15 protein-coding genes and 1 riboswitch are annotated in these 15474 nt (G+C 71.1%); of the genes, 11 read left to right on the plus strand and 4 right to left on the minus strand.

Annotation, left to right across the window (positions count from 1 at the left end; translation table 11 throughout):
* Window positions 1–27: 27 nt before the first annotated feature.
* On the minus strand, window positions 28–519 hold the full coding sequence (locus ACH4MY_RS29550; RefSeq protein WP_398006779.1) for an SsgA family sporulation/cell division regulator: 492 nt from the start codon (window positions 517–519) through the stop codon (window positions 28–30).
* A 321-nt stretch (window positions 520–840) separates the two neighbouring features.
* On the opposite strand from ACH4MY_RS29550, the gene ACH4MY_RS29555 reads away from it, so the two are divergent.
* Window positions 841–2397, plus strand: a complete 1557-nt coding sequence (locus tag ACH4MY_RS29555; protein WP_398006780.1) for an RDD family protein — start codon at window positions 841–843, stop codon at window positions 2395–2397.
* Between the two features lie 131 nt (window positions 2398–2528).
* Window positions 2529–3326: an RDD family protein gene (locus ACH4MY_RS29560; protein ID WP_398006781.1), complete on the plus strand. Its 798-nt coding sequence runs from the start codon at window positions 2529–2531 to the stop codon at window positions 3324–3326.
* A gap of 13 nt (window positions 3327–3339) precedes the next feature.
* On the opposite strand, the gene ACH4MY_RS29565 is transcribed toward ACH4MY_RS29560, so the two are convergent.
* A complete protein-coding gene (locus ACH4MY_RS29565) occupies window positions 3340–3618 on the minus strand; it encodes a hypothetical protein (protein WP_398006782.1) in 279 nt (92 codons plus the stop codon).
* A 370-nt stretch (window positions 3619–3988) separates the two neighbouring features.
* Here ACH4MY_RS29565 and ACH4MY_RS29570 point away from each other — a divergent pair, with 370 nt between their 5' ends.
* Both ACH4MY_RS29570 and ACH4MY_RS29575 read left to right on the plus strand, forming a co-directional pair.
* Window positions 3989–6427: an immune inhibitor A domain-containing protein gene (locus ACH4MY_RS29570; RefSeq protein WP_398006783.1), complete on the plus strand. Its 2439-nt coding sequence runs from the start codon at window positions 3989–3991 to the stop codon at window positions 6425–6427.
* 132 nt (window positions 6428–6559) lie between these two features.
* Window positions 6560–6871: a hypothetical protein gene (locus ACH4MY_RS29575; protein ID WP_189829830.1), complete on the plus strand. Its 312-nt coding sequence runs from the start codon at window positions 6560–6562 to the stop codon at window positions 6869–6871.
* Between the two features lie 107 nt (window positions 6872–6978).
* Here ACH4MY_RS29575 and ACH4MY_RS29580 read toward each other — a convergent pair whose 3' ends face one another.
* Both ACH4MY_RS29580 and ACH4MY_RS29585 read right to left on the minus strand, forming a co-directional pair.
* Complete coding sequence (locus ACH4MY_RS29580; RefSeq protein ID WP_398006784.1) at window positions 6979–7578, minus strand: nicotinamidase; 600 nt, start codon at window positions 7576–7578, stop codon at window positions 6979–6981.
* A gap of 207 nt (window positions 7579–7785) precedes the next feature.
* A complete protein-coding gene (locus tag ACH4MY_RS29585) occupies window positions 7786–9114 on the minus strand; it encodes a nicotinate phosphoribosyltransferase (protein WP_398006785.1) in 1329 nt (442 codons plus the stop codon).
* A gap of 111 nt (window positions 9115–9225) precedes the next feature.
* On the opposite strand from ACH4MY_RS29585, the gene clpS reads away from it, so the two are divergent.
* The 7 genes from clpS (at window position 9226) to ACH4MY_RS29620 (ending at window position 15436) form a co-directional block, all read left to right on the plus strand.
* Window positions 9226–9531, plus strand: a complete 306-nt coding sequence (clpS, locus tag ACH4MY_RS29590; RefSeq protein WP_030222252.1) for an ATP-dependent Clp protease adapter ClpS — start codon at window positions 9226–9228, stop codon at window positions 9529–9531.
* Window positions 9531–10112, plus strand: a complete 582-nt coding sequence (locus ACH4MY_RS29595) for a DUF2017 domain-containing protein (protein WP_398006786.1) — start codon at window positions 9531–9533, stop codon at window positions 10110–10112. Before clpS ends, ACH4MY_RS29595 begins: the two co-directional genes overlap by 1 nt.
* A 332-nt stretch (window positions 10113–10444) precedes the next feature.
* Window positions 10445–11872 (plus strand): amino acid permease, encoded by a 1428-nt coding sequence (locus tag ACH4MY_RS29600; RefSeq protein ID WP_398006787.1) that lies wholly within the window; start codon window positions 10445–10447, stop codon window positions 11870–11872.
* Between the two features lie 121 nt (window positions 11873–11993).
* On the plus strand, window positions 11994–12422 hold the full coding sequence (locus tag ACH4MY_RS29605) for a Mov34/MPN/PAD-1 family protein (RefSeq protein WP_398006788.1): 429 nt from the start codon (window positions 11994–11996) through the stop codon (window positions 12420–12422).
* A 32-nt stretch (window positions 12423–12454) separates the two neighbouring features.
* Window positions 12455–12530, plus strand: a riboswitch (cobalamin riboswitch).
* Between the two features lie 59 nt (window positions 12531–12589).
* Window positions 12590–13558 (plus strand): ABC transporter substrate-binding protein, encoded by a 969-nt coding sequence (locus ACH4MY_RS29610; RefSeq protein WP_398006789.1) that lies wholly within the window; start codon window positions 12590–12592, stop codon window positions 13556–13558.
* 10 nt (window positions 13559–13568) lie between these two features.
* Window positions 13569–14654, plus strand: a complete 1086-nt coding sequence (locus tag ACH4MY_RS29615; protein ID WP_398006790.1) for a FecCD family ABC transporter permease — start codon at window positions 13569–13571, stop codon at window positions 14652–14654.
* Window positions 14651–15436: an ABC transporter ATP-binding protein gene (locus tag ACH4MY_RS29620; RefSeq protein WP_398006791.1), complete on the plus strand. Its 786-nt coding sequence runs from the start codon at window positions 14651–14653 to the stop codon at window positions 15434–15436. Before ACH4MY_RS29615 ends, ACH4MY_RS29620 begins: the two co-directional genes overlap by 4 nt.
* Window positions 15437–15474 lie beyond the last annotated feature (38 nt).

Below are 15474 nucleotides of genomic sequence, written 5' to 3' on the forward strand. Positions count from 1 at the left end.
CGACGACGGGCCCCGGGGGTACGGGGATCACAGCTCGCCGTCCTGCGACTCGTCCGACGGCCACGGGTCGCGCAGCCACAGCTCGTCGGAGATCGCGGTGGTCGCCAGGAGCTCGGCGAGTCCGTCGTCGATGCCGAGCCGCTCGGACTCGGTGCCCGGCGGCACCGCGCGCAGGGTCCGCTCCAGCCAGGCGGACACCTGCGCGGACGGGGCTTCGAGGAGGGCGTCGCCGTCGGGGGAGGAGAGCGCCATCAGGACGACCCCGCGGCCGTCGACCTTGGTGGGCCAGATCCGCACGTCACCGTGCCCGCACGCCCGGAACACGCCCTCGACCAGGAGTTCGCGTGCGAACGTCCAGTTGACCGGGTGGTCCGTGCCGATGTGGAAGGTGACGTGGACGGCGTACGGGTCGTCGGTGCGGTAGGCGAGCCGGGCGGGGACGGGGACGGACCGCTCGGGCGAGAGCACCAGCTTCAGCTCCAGCTCGCGCTCGACGGTGGTGTTGTCGGTGTTCTGCATGGTCGTTCTCCCTCTCGCGGACCGGCCCCGGGCGGGCCTTCACAGGGAGAGAGCGAGGTGCCCACGTCTCATTACGCGACTTCGGGAAGTTTTCCCGGGAAGTTTTCTCCGGGCCGGTTCCACGCCGGACGTCGGACGGAGGCGCCGCCCCGAACATCACCGGGAGTGATCGATTCCGGTACCTGTCCCCCCGAAGGCCTGCTTTCTCGCGGGCTCTTTGTTCCCTCGGGGACGTTCTTCGTTACTGTCCTCCTTGGGCGCGGCACGCCCGGCACGCGGCCGTGCGGATCAAAGGCGTTGTGACTGAACGGAGTCGGGGCAGTGGCTACTCCTCCTGGAGGCGGCGAAGAGGTACCGCAGGCGGGGTACTACCCGGACCCGTCCATTCCCGGGTACATCCGGTTCTGGAACGGGGGAGCCTGGGTTCCCGGTACGAGCCGGCCCGCCCCTCGGGACGGCGAGGTCCCGCCGCTTCCGCCCGCCTCGGCGATCCCGGCCGGACCGATCCTGGCCTCCGGCCCGACGCCCACCCCTGTCTCCGTCCACGCGGACCGGCCCGAGCCCGTACAGCCGGCGCGGCAGCACCAGGAGCAGCAGCACCAGCACCAGGACCAGGGCCAGGACCAGCAGGGCCACCGGCCCGAGCCCGTACAGCCCGAGCCCGTACAGCCCGAGCACCGGCAGCAGCAGCGTCCGCAGCCCGCTCCCGAGCCCGGCCCCGGGCGGCCCGCCGTCTCCGCGCCCCCTCAGGTCCAGGCGCCCGCTCACGTCCCCGCCCAGGCCCAGGCTCCCGCCTCCCTCCCCGTACCCGCGGTGGAGGAGACCGGACCCGTCTTCTTCGACGAGGAGCCGGTCGCCGCGGAACCCGCCTCCGCCTGGCAGGCGGACACCTCCCGCCAGACCGGCTTCGGCGGCGACCGCGACCAGAAGGTCTCCTGGGGCGCGCCCCGGAGCCCCGACCCGCGCACCCCGGCCGAGTGGCCGGTCGCCGGTGCGAGCGAGCCCGCCGAGGCGGGGACCGCGGCTCCGGCGCGTGCGGTGGACCCCCGGGCGTCAGGGACGGCCGGGCGGCTCGGCGGAATGCCCGTCACACGGATCCCCACGCCCGCCCAGACGCCGCAGCAGCCCCAGCCGGACCCCCGGCCCCAGCCGACTCCCCAGCAGGCTCCTCGGCCGACTCCGCAGCCGGCCCCCGAGGCCGTAGCGGCTGCCCCGGCACCCGCGCCCGCCCCCGCGCACCGGACGCCCGCCCCGTCGCCCGCCGCCCCCTCCTGGGCCCAGCAGCCTCAGGCACAACAGCCGCAGGCTCCGCAGCCCCAGGAGCAGCAGCCGCCCGTCGTCCCCTGGAAGCCGCCCGTCGACGACCTCTTCGTCCAGGCGGCCCGCGCGCAGGCCTCGGCGCGCCCCGCCGGGCTCGGCAGGCGCCTGTTCGCCCGGATCATCGACACCGTCGTCCTGGGGGCGCTCGTCGGCGCCGCCTCGTTCCCGTTCGTGACCGCCGCCCTCGACCACATCGACGGCAAGATCGAGGCGGCCAAGCAGTCCGGCGCCACGGTCCAGGTCTGGCTGCTGGACGCCACGACCTCGGTCCAGTTCGGTATCGCGCTGGCCTCGCTGTTCGTCATCGGCGTGCTGTACGAGGCCCTGCCCACCGCCAAGTGGGGCCGGACGCTCGGCAAGAAGCTGTGCGGGATCGAGGTGCGGGACATCGAGGCGCACCAGCCGCCGAGGTTCGGTGCCTCCCTGCGCCGCTGGCTCGTCTACAGCGTCCTGGGGCTACTGGTCGTCGGCGTCCTCAACGTCCTGTGGTGCCTCTTCGACCGGCCCTGGCGCCAGTGCTGGCACGACAAGGCCGCCCGTACCTTCGTGGCCCGCTGAGCCCGCGGCGGGCCGCCCGGCCCCCGGCGGCCCGGAGCTCCCCGGCGGACGGGGATCCCCCGATGGCCGGGGGTCCCCCGAACGGGCGGTGATTCCTTGCGGGGGTGCCGCGCCCGGGATGCACTGCCCCCATGAGCACCGATCAGCCGCCGTCCGGCCAGCCGCCCGAGGAGGACCCCTTCCTCAAGAGGCCGCAGGAGCCTCCGCCGCCCTCCGCGGGCCAGCCGCCCCCGCCGGGGCCGCCGTCCGATCCGCCGCCGGGAGGCCCGCCCCCTGGAGGCCCGCCGCCGGGAGGTCCCCCGCCGGGAGGCCCGCCGCCGGGTAATCCGTACGGCCCCACCGGCGGCTCCCCGTACGGCCCCACGGGCGGCTCCCCGTACGGCAACGACATGCCGCCGCCCCCGCCCCCGTACGGTGGCTACGGCGCCGGCTACGGCGGGACCGACCCGCTCTCCGGGATGCCGCCGCTCGCCGAGTCCGGCAAGCGCATCATCGCCCGGATCATCGACTGGCTGATCATCGCGATCCCGCTGGCGATCATCGGCATCCCGTTCGACATCTACTCGCGGGCGACCTCCGACGGCAACGACTTCGGCGACACGGTCAACAGCCTCAACGGCGGCAGCCAGTTGGTCTTCCAGCTGATCACCATTGTCGCGTATGTCGCCTACGACACCGTGATGGTGGCCAAGAACGGCCAGACCCTCGGCAAGAAGTGGATGAAGCTGCGGGTCGCGATGCTCAACGACGGCTCGACGCCCCCGATGAGCCAGTCGCTGCTGCGCGCCGTCGTGCTGTGGCTGCCCGCGCTGATCTGCTGCGCCTGCCTGTGGCCGCTGCTCCTGCTGATCCTGATCCTGGTCGACAAGCCCTACAAGCAGGGTCTGCACGACAAGGCGGCGAAGACGGTGGTGGTCTCCGCCCCGTAGGGGGAGGGGCTCGTCACGACCCGGTCCGGGTATCGGCCCCCGCGCCCACGCGCACGGTCGATACCCGGATCTTCTCGTTCTCCGGGGGAGCCTGAACGGTCTCCGGGCCCTTGACGGCGGGCGCCCGCACCGGCATCGTCACCGCAACGAGCAGTCCGAGCAGCAGGCCGGCGAGGCTGATCACCGCGATGCCCGAGGTCGTGGTCGTGCCCGAGAGCAGCAGCAGGGCGACGGTCGCGAGGACGACGGTGGCCGAGCCGTAGGCGAGTTGCGCGGCGTTCGGACGCTGCATGACAAATACCGCCCTCTCAGGACAACGGTCGGCTCTGGGCCCGGCTCTATGACAGTGGATGCCCGGGCGGACCAAACGTAAGCGTGACCTAACCCACGGTGCCGGGTGCACGGGGGGCGCACGGAGTCATCCGGGCGGGCAAGTGCCGCCGTCAATGCGCTCGTTGAGGTTCGCGGGCCGGCCGGGCGGCGAAGGCGGAGTGTCCGAATATCGGAATCAGACTCCCACATAGTGCACTTGGTCTGTGCAAGTCAAGATCTGTCTTTTCTCGTCTCCCTCCGGTCGAATGTCGTCACTTGTGACGCGCGACCCGCCGGACGGACACCCCACCTTCGGTCCGAGAACGCGGGCGCCGGGGAGGACATATCAAGTGACCAACAGACGACGGGCGATCAGAACGTCCGCAGTCGTCGTGGCGCTCGCGGCCACCGCCGCCACCGCCTCGACCTTCACCACCGCATGGGCCGACAATCACGGCAGCGTGACGCCGGCCGATGTCCGTCACGACCCGGCGCTCGGCGCCGGCATCGACAAGACGGCGGTCGACCACGACCTCGACGGCCCGTTCAGCAAGCAGCAGGAGCAGCAGCGCAAGGCTGCCCTGGAGCAGGTGCTGAGCGGCGAGTCGAAGGTGGAGCGCCGCGGTGGCTCCCAGGTGGTCAAGCTCGACAGCAAGAAGTACGTCGAGCTCGGCCGCGAGAAGACCGACAAGATCTTCACGATCCTCGTCGAGTTCGGCGACAAGGTGGACACCACCACCCTCGTCGACCGTGCCGACGACGACACGACCGAGCCGAAGCCGAAGTTCGGCGGCACGCCCGGTCCCCTGCACAACCAGATAGCCGAGCCCGACCGTGTGAACGACAACTCCACGGCGTGGCAGGCGGACTACGACCAGAAGCACTTCCAGGACCTGTACTTCGGCACCGGCAAGGACGCCAAGGGACAGCCCAAGCAGTCGCTGAAGACCTACTACGAGAAGACCTCGTCCGGCCGTTACTCGGTCGACGGCGGCGTCTCCGACTGGGTCAAGGTCGAGTACAACGAGGCCCGTTACGGCTCGAACTACTGCGGCAACACCAACTGCGCCAACGTCTGGGACGCGGTACGCGACGGCGTCACCGCCTTCGTCGCCGACCAGAAGGCCAAGGGTCGCACCGACGCCCAGATCAAGGCCGACATGGCCCAGTACGACCTCTGGGACCGGTACGACTTCGACGGCGACGGCAACTTCAACGAGCCCGACGGGTACATCGACCACTTCCAGATCGTCCACGCGGGCGAGGACGAGTCGGCGGGCGGCGGCGCCCAGGCGACCGACGCCCTGTGGGCCCACCGCTGGTACGCCTACGGCACCAACGCGGGCAAGACCGGTCCGGCGAACAACAAGGCCGGCGGCACGCAGATCGGTGACTCCGGCATCTGGGTCGGCGACTACACGATGCAGCCGGAGAACGGCGGCCTCGGCGTCTTCGCGCACGAGTACGGCCACGACCTCGGTCTGCCGGACCTGTACGACACCTCCGGTGCCAAGGGTGCCGAGAACTCGACCGGCTTCTGGTCGCTCATGTCCTCGGGTTCCTGGCTCGGCCGCGGCAAGGACGCCATCGGCGACCTGCCCGGCGACATGAACGCCTGGGACAAGCTCCAGCTCGGCTGGCTGAACTACACCAAGGTGGCGAACGAGGCTCGCGCCTGGAACTCCACGCACAAGCTCGGTGTGGCCGCGTACAACACGAAGAACCCCCAGGCGCTCCTCGTCGAGCTGCCGAAGAAGGCCGTCACCACCGATGTCGTCGCGCCCGCCGAGGGTGCCACGCAGTGGTGGAGCAACATGGGTGACGACCTCAAGAACACCCTGACCCGCTCCGTCGACCTGACGGGCAAGACGTCCGCCTCCCTGAACCTCAAGGGCTGGTACGACATCGAGCTCGACTACGACTACCTCTACACCGAGGTGTCGACCGACGGTGGCGCCAACTGGACGGCCCTGGACGGCACCGCCGACGGCAAGCCGCTCCCGCGCGACGCGAGTGGCGCCCCGGCGCTGACCGACGTCTCGGGCGCCCACAAGGAGCTCGTCTACGGCCTCGACGCCTACGCGGGCAAGAAGTTCGACCTCCGCTTCCGCTACCAGACGGACGGCGGCGCGGGCGGCAAGGGCTTCACGGCCGACGCCATCACGCTGACCGCCGACGGTGCCACCGTCTTCTCGGACAACGCCGAGAACGGTGACAACGGCTGGACGGCCAAGGGCTTCTCGCGCGTCGGCAAGGGCTTCACGAAGTCGTACGACCAGTACTACATCGCGGAGAACCGCCAGTACGTCTCGTACGACGCCACCCTCAAGGTCGGCCCGTACAACTTCGGGTTCACCGGTGACAAGTCGAGCTGGGTCGAGCACTACCCGTACCAGAACGGCCTGCTCATCTGGAAGTGGGACCTCTCCCAGAAGGACAACAACACCGCCGTCCACCCGGGCGCCGGTCTGATCCTTCCGATCGACTCCCACCCGACCCCGCTGAAGTTCAAGGACGGCAGCCTGATGCGCAACCGCGTCCAGGCCTACGACTCCACCTTCGGCACCTACCGGACCGACAGCCTTCTGCTTCACAAGGCCGACGTCGCGGCGTTCGTCCCGTCGCTGCCGGGCAACCCGGTCTTCGACGACCGCAAGGGCACGTACTGGCTGCAGGAGACCGCGCGTGCGGGTGTCCAGGTAACTGACACCAACACCAAGATCCAGGTCGTCCAGGAGCCGAAGAGCGGCGAGACGATCACGGTTCGCGTGGGTCCGTCCACGAAGTAACAGGTAAAACTGCAGGTCAAAGCATGATCGGCCGTCGCCCTCTAGCGGGCGGCGGCCGATCGTGTTTAGGTGCGTCTGGCAGTACAGACCGATGTTCTTATTGACAGTCGATCCACGGGGGAGTGGTTCCGCATGCCCAACGGAGGGTTCTGCAAGTTGCCGGGAGGCAGTGTGGTCGTCGCGATAGGGCTGCCCAGCCCGGCCCGCGACGGGGCCAGCGTCCGCTTCCTCGTCCACGCCGCCAACCGTGCCCGCGCCCTGACCCGGCTGCGGAACCTGGGGCTGCGAGCGGTCTACCTCCGGGGCAACAGCGAGCCGCCCACCCCGGACGAGATCACGGCCGTCCTGCACCACCCGGACGGGCTGCTGTGGAGATCGACCCCGGGCGCCGCCCAGGAGCTCTGGCACCCCGTACGGTCCCTCCCCAGGGAACCGGCGGCCTGACCCCGAGGGGTCCCGGAGGGGGCCCCGGCCCGGGCAGGACCGGGACCGGGACCCGGACGCGGACCCGGACCTCGCGGGTCCCTGACGGAGCCCGGGACCCGGTGTGCTCAGGCCACCACGGGCTTGCCGGTCAGCTCCACGCCCGCCGTCCGCAGCTCCTCCAGGGCCCGGTCCGTCGTCGGCTTCGAGACGCCCGCCGTCAGATCGAGCAGCACATGGGTCCGGAATCCCTCGCGGGCCGCGTCCAGGGCGGTCGCCCGGACGCAGTGGTCGGTGGCGATGCCCACCACGTCGACCTCGGTGACCTCCCGCTCGCGCAGCCACTCCGCGAGCGTCCGCCCGTTCTCGTCGTGCCCCTCGAAACCGCTGTACGCCGCGTCGTACGCGCCCTTGTCGAAGACGGCGTCGATCGCCCCGCTGGCGACGGCGGGCGCGAAGTTCGGGTGGAAGCCGACCCCCTCCGTACCGGCCACGCAGTGCACCGGCCAGGAGGTGACGAAGTCCGGCTCCTCGCCGGCCGGGGCGAAGTGCCCGCCCGGGTCGACATGGTGGTCACGGGTGGCGACCACATGCCGGTAGGAGGTGCCCGCCGTCTGGCCGACCAGGTCGGTGATGGCGGCGGCGACGTCCGCGCCGCCGGTCACCGCGAGGCTGCCGCCCTCGCAGAAGTCGTTCTGAACGTCCACAACGATCAATGCGCGGTGCATGGCGGGTGTCCTTAGCGCGTCGGGGGAGGGGTGGGTTCGAGCCTAGAGACTTCACCCTCCCACCGGGAGGGGGCGGGTCCGGTCCTCCCGGAGGAACCCTCCGGGAGGACCCCCACGACGTCTCCGTGGGTCCGGAGACCGGTCCGGGGCCGGTTCCGGACCGGCCGGGACCGGCCGGGGCCGGTCAGGCGACCGGCCCGGAGACCCCTACATGTACTCCGTCGGCAGCACCGGCTCACCGCGGGAGAGCTGGATCGCCGACATCGGCAGCCCGGCGCGGGCCGCGATGTGCCGGGACCGGGCGGCCTCCAGGGGCTCCCGGGCCACCACGTCACCTCCCTTGACCAGCTCGACCAGGAGCTGGTGGTCGGCGAGCTCCGGCGGGACCGGTCCGGTGCCCAGGACCTCCGCCTCGGCGATTCCGGACGCGTCGGGCCGGCGCGCCGCCCACTTGCGGCCGCCGACCGAGGCCTTGCCGCCCAGGGACTTCTTCGCGACCGGGGCGAGGGGCGCCTTGGGGTCGGCCGAGGTGGCCCGCGCGACCAGCTTGTAGACCATGGAGCAGGTGGGGTGGCCGCTGCCGGTGACCAGCTGGGTGCCCACCCCGTACGCGTCGACCGGCGCCGCCGCCAGCGAGGCGATGGCGTACTCGTCGAGGTCCGAGGTGACGACGATCTTCGTGTCCCGCGCGCCCAGCTCGTCGAGCTGGGCCCGCACCCGGTGGGCGACGAGCAGCAGATCGCCCGAGTCGATGCGGACGGCGCCGAGCTCGGGCCCCGCCACCTCGACGGCGGTACGGACGGCCTCGGTCACGTCGTAGGTGTCGACGAGCAGGGTCGTACCGCGCCCGAGGCTCTCGACCTGCGCCCGGAAGGCGTCCCGCTCGTTGTCGTGGAGGAGGGTGAAGGCGTGGGCGGAGGTGCCGACGGTCGGGATGCCGTAGCGGAAGCCGGCCGCGAGGTCCGACGTGGAGTCGAAGCCGCCGACGTAGGCGGCGCGGGAGGCGGCGACGGCCGCCAGTTCGTGGGTGCGCCGGGCGCCCATCTCGATCAGGCGGCGGCCGGAGGCCGCGGCCGACATGCGGGAGGCGGCGGCGGCGATGGCCGAGTCGTGGTTGAGGATCGAGAGGATCACCGTCTCCAGGAGCACGCACTCGGCGAAGGAGCCCTCGACGCGCAGCACGGGGGAGCCGGGGAAGTACACCTCGCCCTCGGGGTAGCCCCAGATGTCGCCGGAGAAGCGGTAGCGCCCCAGCCATGCGAGGGTCGGCTCGTCGACGATGCCGTGCTCGCGGAGGAAGCCGAGGACGGCGGGGTCGAAGCGGAAGTTCTCGACGGCGTCCAGGACCCGTCCGACGCCCGCGAGGACGCCGTAGCGCCGGCCCTCGGGCAGCCTTCGGGTGAAGACCTCGAAGACGGAGCGCCGGTCGGCGGTGCCGGCCCGGAGGGCGGCCTGGAGCATGGTCAGCTCGTACTGATCGGTGAAGAGCGCGGTCGACGGCACGTCCACCGGCAGCCCAAGGTCCGCAGCGTTCATGTCAGCGATGCTAGCGCAGAAATCGTCACTCTGACGATTTCTAGGCCGTACGTGTGCGGGAGGCCCTACCCGTTTGTGCGACGGGCCCCCCGGGGTGGCAGCATGGGGTGAGTGAGCGTCGCGCCTATTGAGATCGAACGTACGGAATCGGCCGAGGAGGTCTCCGCGGTCGTCGAACCGGACGTGCCCTGGGTGACCCTCGTGCACAACGATCCGGTCAACCTGATGAGCTACGTGACCTACGTCTTCCAGGCGTACTTCGGCTACTCCAAGGACAAGGCGCACAAGCTGATGCTCGACGTGCACCACAAGGGCCGCGCGGTGGTCTCCAGCGGCACCCGCGAGGAGATGGAACGCGACGTGCAGGCCATGCACGGCTACGGCCTCTGGGCGACCCTCACGCAGGACCGCGGCTGATGGCCGGCCGCTTCGAGACCCTGCCCGGCGGCGGTGCCGCCGTCGCCCTCGACGACGTCGAGATCTCCATCCTCCGCTCCCTCGCCGTCCAGCTCCTGGAGCTGATCGGGCCGGGCGAAGAGCCCGCCGCGGACGCGGACCCGCTGGCCGCGCTCTTCGACGAGGGCCCGAGCAAGCCGCCGTCCGACCCCGCGCTCAAGCGTCTCTTCCCCGACGCGTACGGGGACGACAGCGAGGAGCTGCGCGCGGCCGCCTCCGACTTCCGCCGCTACACCGAGAACGACCTGCGGGCCCGCAAGCGCGAGGACGCCCTCGTCGTGGTGCGCGCCCTGGACGGGCTCTCCGTCGACGCGGCGGGCGAGGGCGGCGCGGTCCTGAAGCTGACCGCGGACGAGTCCCGGGCCTGGCTCGGCGCCCTCAACGACCTGCGGCTGACCATCGGGACCCGTCTGGAGGTCACGGACGAGGAGGGCGAGCAGCTGTACCGGCTGCCGGACTCCGACCCCCGCAAGCCGATGGTGATGGCGTACCTCTGGCTCGGGGCGCTCCAGGAGTCCCTCGTCGAGACCCTGATGTCGTAGGACCCTCCCAGGGGCACCCCTCCGTCATGGGGTGTTCGCTCAGCGGACGCTCAAATCCGGATAACGAATGCGTTATCAGAGCGTCCGCTTTGCCGTCTTGCATCCCTTTTTCCCGGCGATTTCTGTGGCCTGCGCCACATGGAACTCCCTCGATCGCGCCCCGCCCCGTGATAAATCTTCACGACCGCTCGGGGACGCCACCCCTGTTCCCGAGGGCGCTTTGGCCGGCTGACCGCCGGTAGCACTCCATCCACATCCGGGGGGATCAGGATCTGATCCGCGGCAGACGCACTCGCAGTCGCGCGGATCAGCATGGAGAAAGGCGCATCACCATGACCTCTGTGCAGGTCGACAAGCAGCACGACGGCACCGACGGGGCCGTGGACGGCGGCGAGGGCTACCAGCGTGGCCTCGGCGCCCGGCAGATCCAGATGATCGCGATCGGCGGTGCCATCGGCACCGGCCTCTTCCTCGGCGCCGGCAAGGCCATCGCCAAGGCGGGACCCAGCCTGATCCTCGCGTACGCCATCGCGGGCCTGGTCATCTTCTTCATCATGCGCGCCCTGGGCGAGCTCCTCATGTACCGCCCCGTGTCCGGCTCCTTCGCGGAGTACGCACGGGAGTTCGTCGGCCCGTTCTGGGGCTTCGTGACCGGATGGACGTACTGGCTCTTCTGGGTCGTCACCGGCATCACCGAGGTCACCGCGGCGGCCACCTACATGACGTACTGGTGGGACATCCCGCAGTGGATCTCCGCACTGGTCTTCACGTTCGTCCTCTACGGCGCCAACCTGATCTCCGTGAAGCTCTTCGGTGAGCTGGAGTTCTGGTTCTCCATGGTCAAGGTCACCGCCATCATCGGCATGATCCTGATCTGCGCCGGAATCCTCACCATGGGCTTCTCCGACGCCGGCGACACCGCCTCCGTGACCCACCTGTGGGACCAGGGCGGCTTCTTCCCCACCGGCATCGGCAACACGCTGATGACCCTGCAGATCGTCATGTTCGCCTTCCTCGCCGTCGAGCTGGTCGGCGTCACCGCCGGCGAGTCCAAGGACCCCAAGACGGTCCTGCCCAAGGCCATCAACACCGTGCCGTGGCGCATCGCCGTCTTCTACGTCGGCGCGCTGATCATGATCCTGTCGGTCGTCCCGTGGACCGAGTTCCAGCCGGGCGTCTCCCCGTTCGTCGCGGCCTTCGAGAAGATGGGCCTCGGCGTCGGCGCCGCCATCGTCAACTTCGTGGTGCTGACCGCGGCCCTTTCCTCCTGCAACTCGGGCATGTACTCCACCGGCCGCATGCTGCGCGACCTCGCGCTCAACGGCCAGGGCCCGAAGGTCTTCACCAAGCTCACCAAGAGCGGCACCCCGCTGCTCGGCCTGACCTTCTCCGCCTCGCTGATGCTCGTCGGCGTCTGGATCAACTACGTCGCCCCCGGCAAGGCCTTCGAGTACGTCGTCTCCTTCGCCACCATCTCCGGCATGTGGGCCTGGATCATGATCCTGGTCTGCCAGATCCGCTACCGGGCCAAGGCGAACCGCGGCGAGCTCCCCGAGTCCGCCTTCAAGGCCCCGGGAGCCCCGTACACCAGCTGGTTCGCACTCGCCTTCATCATCATGGTCATCGTGATGATGGGCATCGACGAGGGTGCGCGGGTCTCGCTGTACGCCGCCCCGGTGTGGGGTCTGATCCTCGGCGTCTCCTACCTGGTCCTCAAGGCCCGCAACCCCGAGGGCGCCGCCTTCGCCAAGCGGTCCTGACAGGTCCCCGCGAGCGGTCGCCGCAGGTCGTCCCCAAGCGGCCCTGACCGATCGTCTCGGCATTCGGGCCGTCCCGTACCACTCCTCGGTACGGGACGGCCCGTCCGCTTATCCTGTCGGCATGCTGACCATCACCCGGGCCCTGTACGACCAGATCGTGGAACACTCCCGCGCGGACCACCCCGACGAGGCCTGCGGCGTGGTCGCGGGCCCGGTCGGCACCGGGCGCCCCGAGCGGTTCATCCCGATGCTCAACGCCGCCCGCTCGCCCACCTTCTACGAGTTCGACTCCGCGGACCTGCTCAAGCTCTACCGCGAGATGGACGACCGGGACGAGGAGCCCGTCATCGTCTACCACTCGCACACCGCGACCGAGGCCTACCCGTCCCGCACGGACATCTCGTACGCGAACGAGCCCCAGGCCCACTACGTCCTCGTCTCCACCGCCGACAGCGACGGCGCCGGCCCCTTCCAGTTCCGCTCCTTCGGCATCGTCGACGGCGTCGTCACCGAAGAGGACGTCAAGGTCGTCGAGGCGTACGACGCCTGAGAGACTGACCGGGACCAACGGGCGGCAGGAGCCAGGAAGCCGGTGTGAATCCGGCACGGTCCCGCCACTGTGACCAGCCCCCCCCCGGGGGCTGGGAGCCAGGAACTGACCTGCCGCCTCTCACCACCGATCGGGGACGTGGAAATCCCCGGAGGAGGCACTCCGCCATGACCCGGCCCCGCCGCGCCCTGCTGCCCGCCGCCGTCCTGCTCCCGCTGCTCGCCGCCTGCTCGGCCGCCCCCGGGACCCCCGCCGCGAAAACCGCACCGGGATTCCCGTACACCGTCACCAACTGCGGTGTGAAGACGACGTACCAGGCCCCGCCGCAGCGCGCGGTCACCATGAACCAGCACGTCACCGAGGTCATGCTCGCCCTCGGCCTGGAGAAGTCGCTCGTCGGCACCGCCTACCTCGACGACGCGATCCTCCCCGCGTACAAGAAGGCGTACGACAGCGTCCCCGTGCTCGCGAAGGAGTACCCCTCCAAGGAGGCCCTGCTCGCCGCGAACCCCGACTTCGTGTACGGCGGTTACTCCTCCGCCTTCACCGCCAAGGACGGCCGGAGCCGCGACGACCTGAAGCGCGCGGGCATCGACACCCGCCTCAACACCGAGTACTGCCCCTCCGGCGCGCCCTCCGTCGACGACCTCTACCGCGAAGTCCGCGAGACCGGCCGGACCTTCGGCGTCCCCGACCGGGCCGAGACCTGGATCAAGGAGGCGAAGACCACCGTCGCCGCCACCGAGAAGCGCCTCAAGGGAGTCGAGCCGGTCTCCGTCCTCGTCTACGACAGCGGCGACAAGACCGCCTTCACCGCCGGCGGGAAGGGCATCGGCAACGAGCTCATCACCCGCGCCGGCGGCCGGAACGTCTTCGCCGACCTCGACAAGGCCTTCGGCGACGCCACCTGGGAACAGGTCGTCGCCCGCAGGCCCGAGGTCGTCGTCATCTACGACTACGGCTCCACCACCGTCGAACAGAAGAAGAAGCGGCTCCTCGACGACCCGGCGCTGAAGGACGTCCCCGCGATCAAGAACCGCCGGTTCGCCGTCATGCCGCTCTCCGACACCGTCCTCGGCGTCCGCGTCCCCGCCGCCGTCGACAAGCTGGCCGCCCAGCTCCACCCCGCCCGATAGCCCCGGCGCGATGACAACCGCACTCCGCCCGGCCCGGACACCCGTCCGGGCCCCGGCCCCCGCGCGCCCCGTCCGGTACGCCCTCGTCGTCGCCGGACTCCTCGTCGCCCTCGCCGCCGCCGCGACCGCCTCGCTCGCCCTCGGCTCCGTCCGCATCCCGCCCGGCCAGGTGCTCGACGCCCTCACCGGGCGGTCCGGGCCCTCCCCGTACCGCACGATCGTCCTCGACGTACGGCTGCCCAGGGTCCTGCTCGGCGCGGTCGTCGGCGCCGGACTCGCCGTCGTCGGCGCCGTCCTCCAGGCCCTCGTCCGCAACCGGCTCGCCGACCCCTTCCTCCTCGGGATCTCCTCCGGCGCCTCCGCCGGAGCCGTCCTCGTCCTGGTCGTGGGCGGCGGAGCGGGCCTCGTGGGAGGCGTGACCACCACCGTCGCCCTGCCCGCCGGCGCCTTCGCGGGCGCCCTGCTCGCCCTCGTCCTCGTCTACGGGCTCGCCCGCCGCGGCGGCACCATGACCGGCACCCGGCTCGTCCTCGCCGGAGTCGCCGTCTCCTACATCCTGTCCGCCCTCGCCACCCTGATCCTGGTCGTCGCCGGACGCCCCGAGCAGTTCCAGGAGGCCATGTACTGGTCCCTCGGCGGCCTCGGCAGCGCCCGCTGGGACACCCTCGCCCTGCCCGCCGCCGTCCTCGCCCTCGGCGTCGGCGTCCTCCTCACCCTCGCCCGCCCGCTCGACCTGCTCCTCGTCGGCGAGGAGGAGGCCACCGTCCTCGGCCTCGACACCGCCCGCTTCCGCGCCGCCGTCTTCGTCCTCGCCTCCCTCGTCACCGCCGTCATGGTCTCCGCGAGCGGAGCCGTCGGCTTCGTCGGACTGATGGCCCCGCACGCCGCCCGGCTCGCCGTCGGCGCCCCGCACCGCCGGCTCCTCCCGGTCGCCGCCCTCGGCGGAGCACTCGCCCTGGTCCTCGCCGACCTCGCCGCCCGGACCGTCGCCGCGCCCCAGGACATCCCCGTCGGCGTCCTCACCGCGCTCACCGGCGGCCCGTTCTTCCTCTGGCTGATGCGCCGCCGCCCGGGCCCGGAAGGAGCGGCCCTGTGACCGAACTGCGCCTGCACGGCCTCTCGTACGAGGAACGGCTCCGCGCCGTCGACCTCACCGTCCGCCCCGGCGAGACCGTCGGCCTCATCGGCCCCAACGGCAGCGGCAAGACCACCCTCCTGCGCTGTGTCTACGGCACCCTCGTCCCCACCGCCGGCCAGGCCCTCCTCGACGGCGACGACCTCCACGCCCTCGGACCCAAGGCCCGCGCCCGCCGCGTCGCCACTGTCCCCCAGGACAGCGCCACCGAGTTCGAGCTCACCGTCCGCGAACTCGTCGCCCTCGGCCGCTCCCCGCACAAACGGTTCTGGGAGGGGGACACCGGCGCCGACCGGGAGCGCGCCGATGCCGCCCTCGCCCGCGTCGGCCTCGGGGACCTCGCCGACCGCCCGTACCCCACCCTCTCCGGCGGCGAACGCCAGCGCGCCCTCGTCGCCCGAGCCCTCGTCCAGGACCCGGCCCTCCTCGTCCTCGACGAGCCCACCAACCACCTGGACATCCGCCACCAGCTGGACGTCCTCGCCCTCGTCCGCACACTGGGCACCACCAACCTGCTCGCCCTCCACGACCTCAACCTGGCGGGGGCGTACTGCGACCGGATCTACGTCCTGGAGCGCGGCCGGGTCGTCACCGGCGGCACCCCCACCGAGGTCCTCACCCCGGCCCTCCTGGAAGCCGTCTACGGTGTGGATGCCGAGGTCATCCCGCATCCGAGGACGGGCAGCCCGACCGTCCTCTACCAGCACCGTCCGGCAGTCGGGCAGGAAGTATCCACCATGTGAGATCACATTCCGGAACCCGGACCGGGAATCGATACGAT

It is taken from the genome of Streptomyces sp. NPDC017246, assembly GCF_044331325.1.
In the GTDB taxonomy this organism is placed as follows: domain Bacteria; phylum Actinomycetota; class Actinomycetes; order Streptomycetales; family Streptomycetaceae; genus Streptomyces.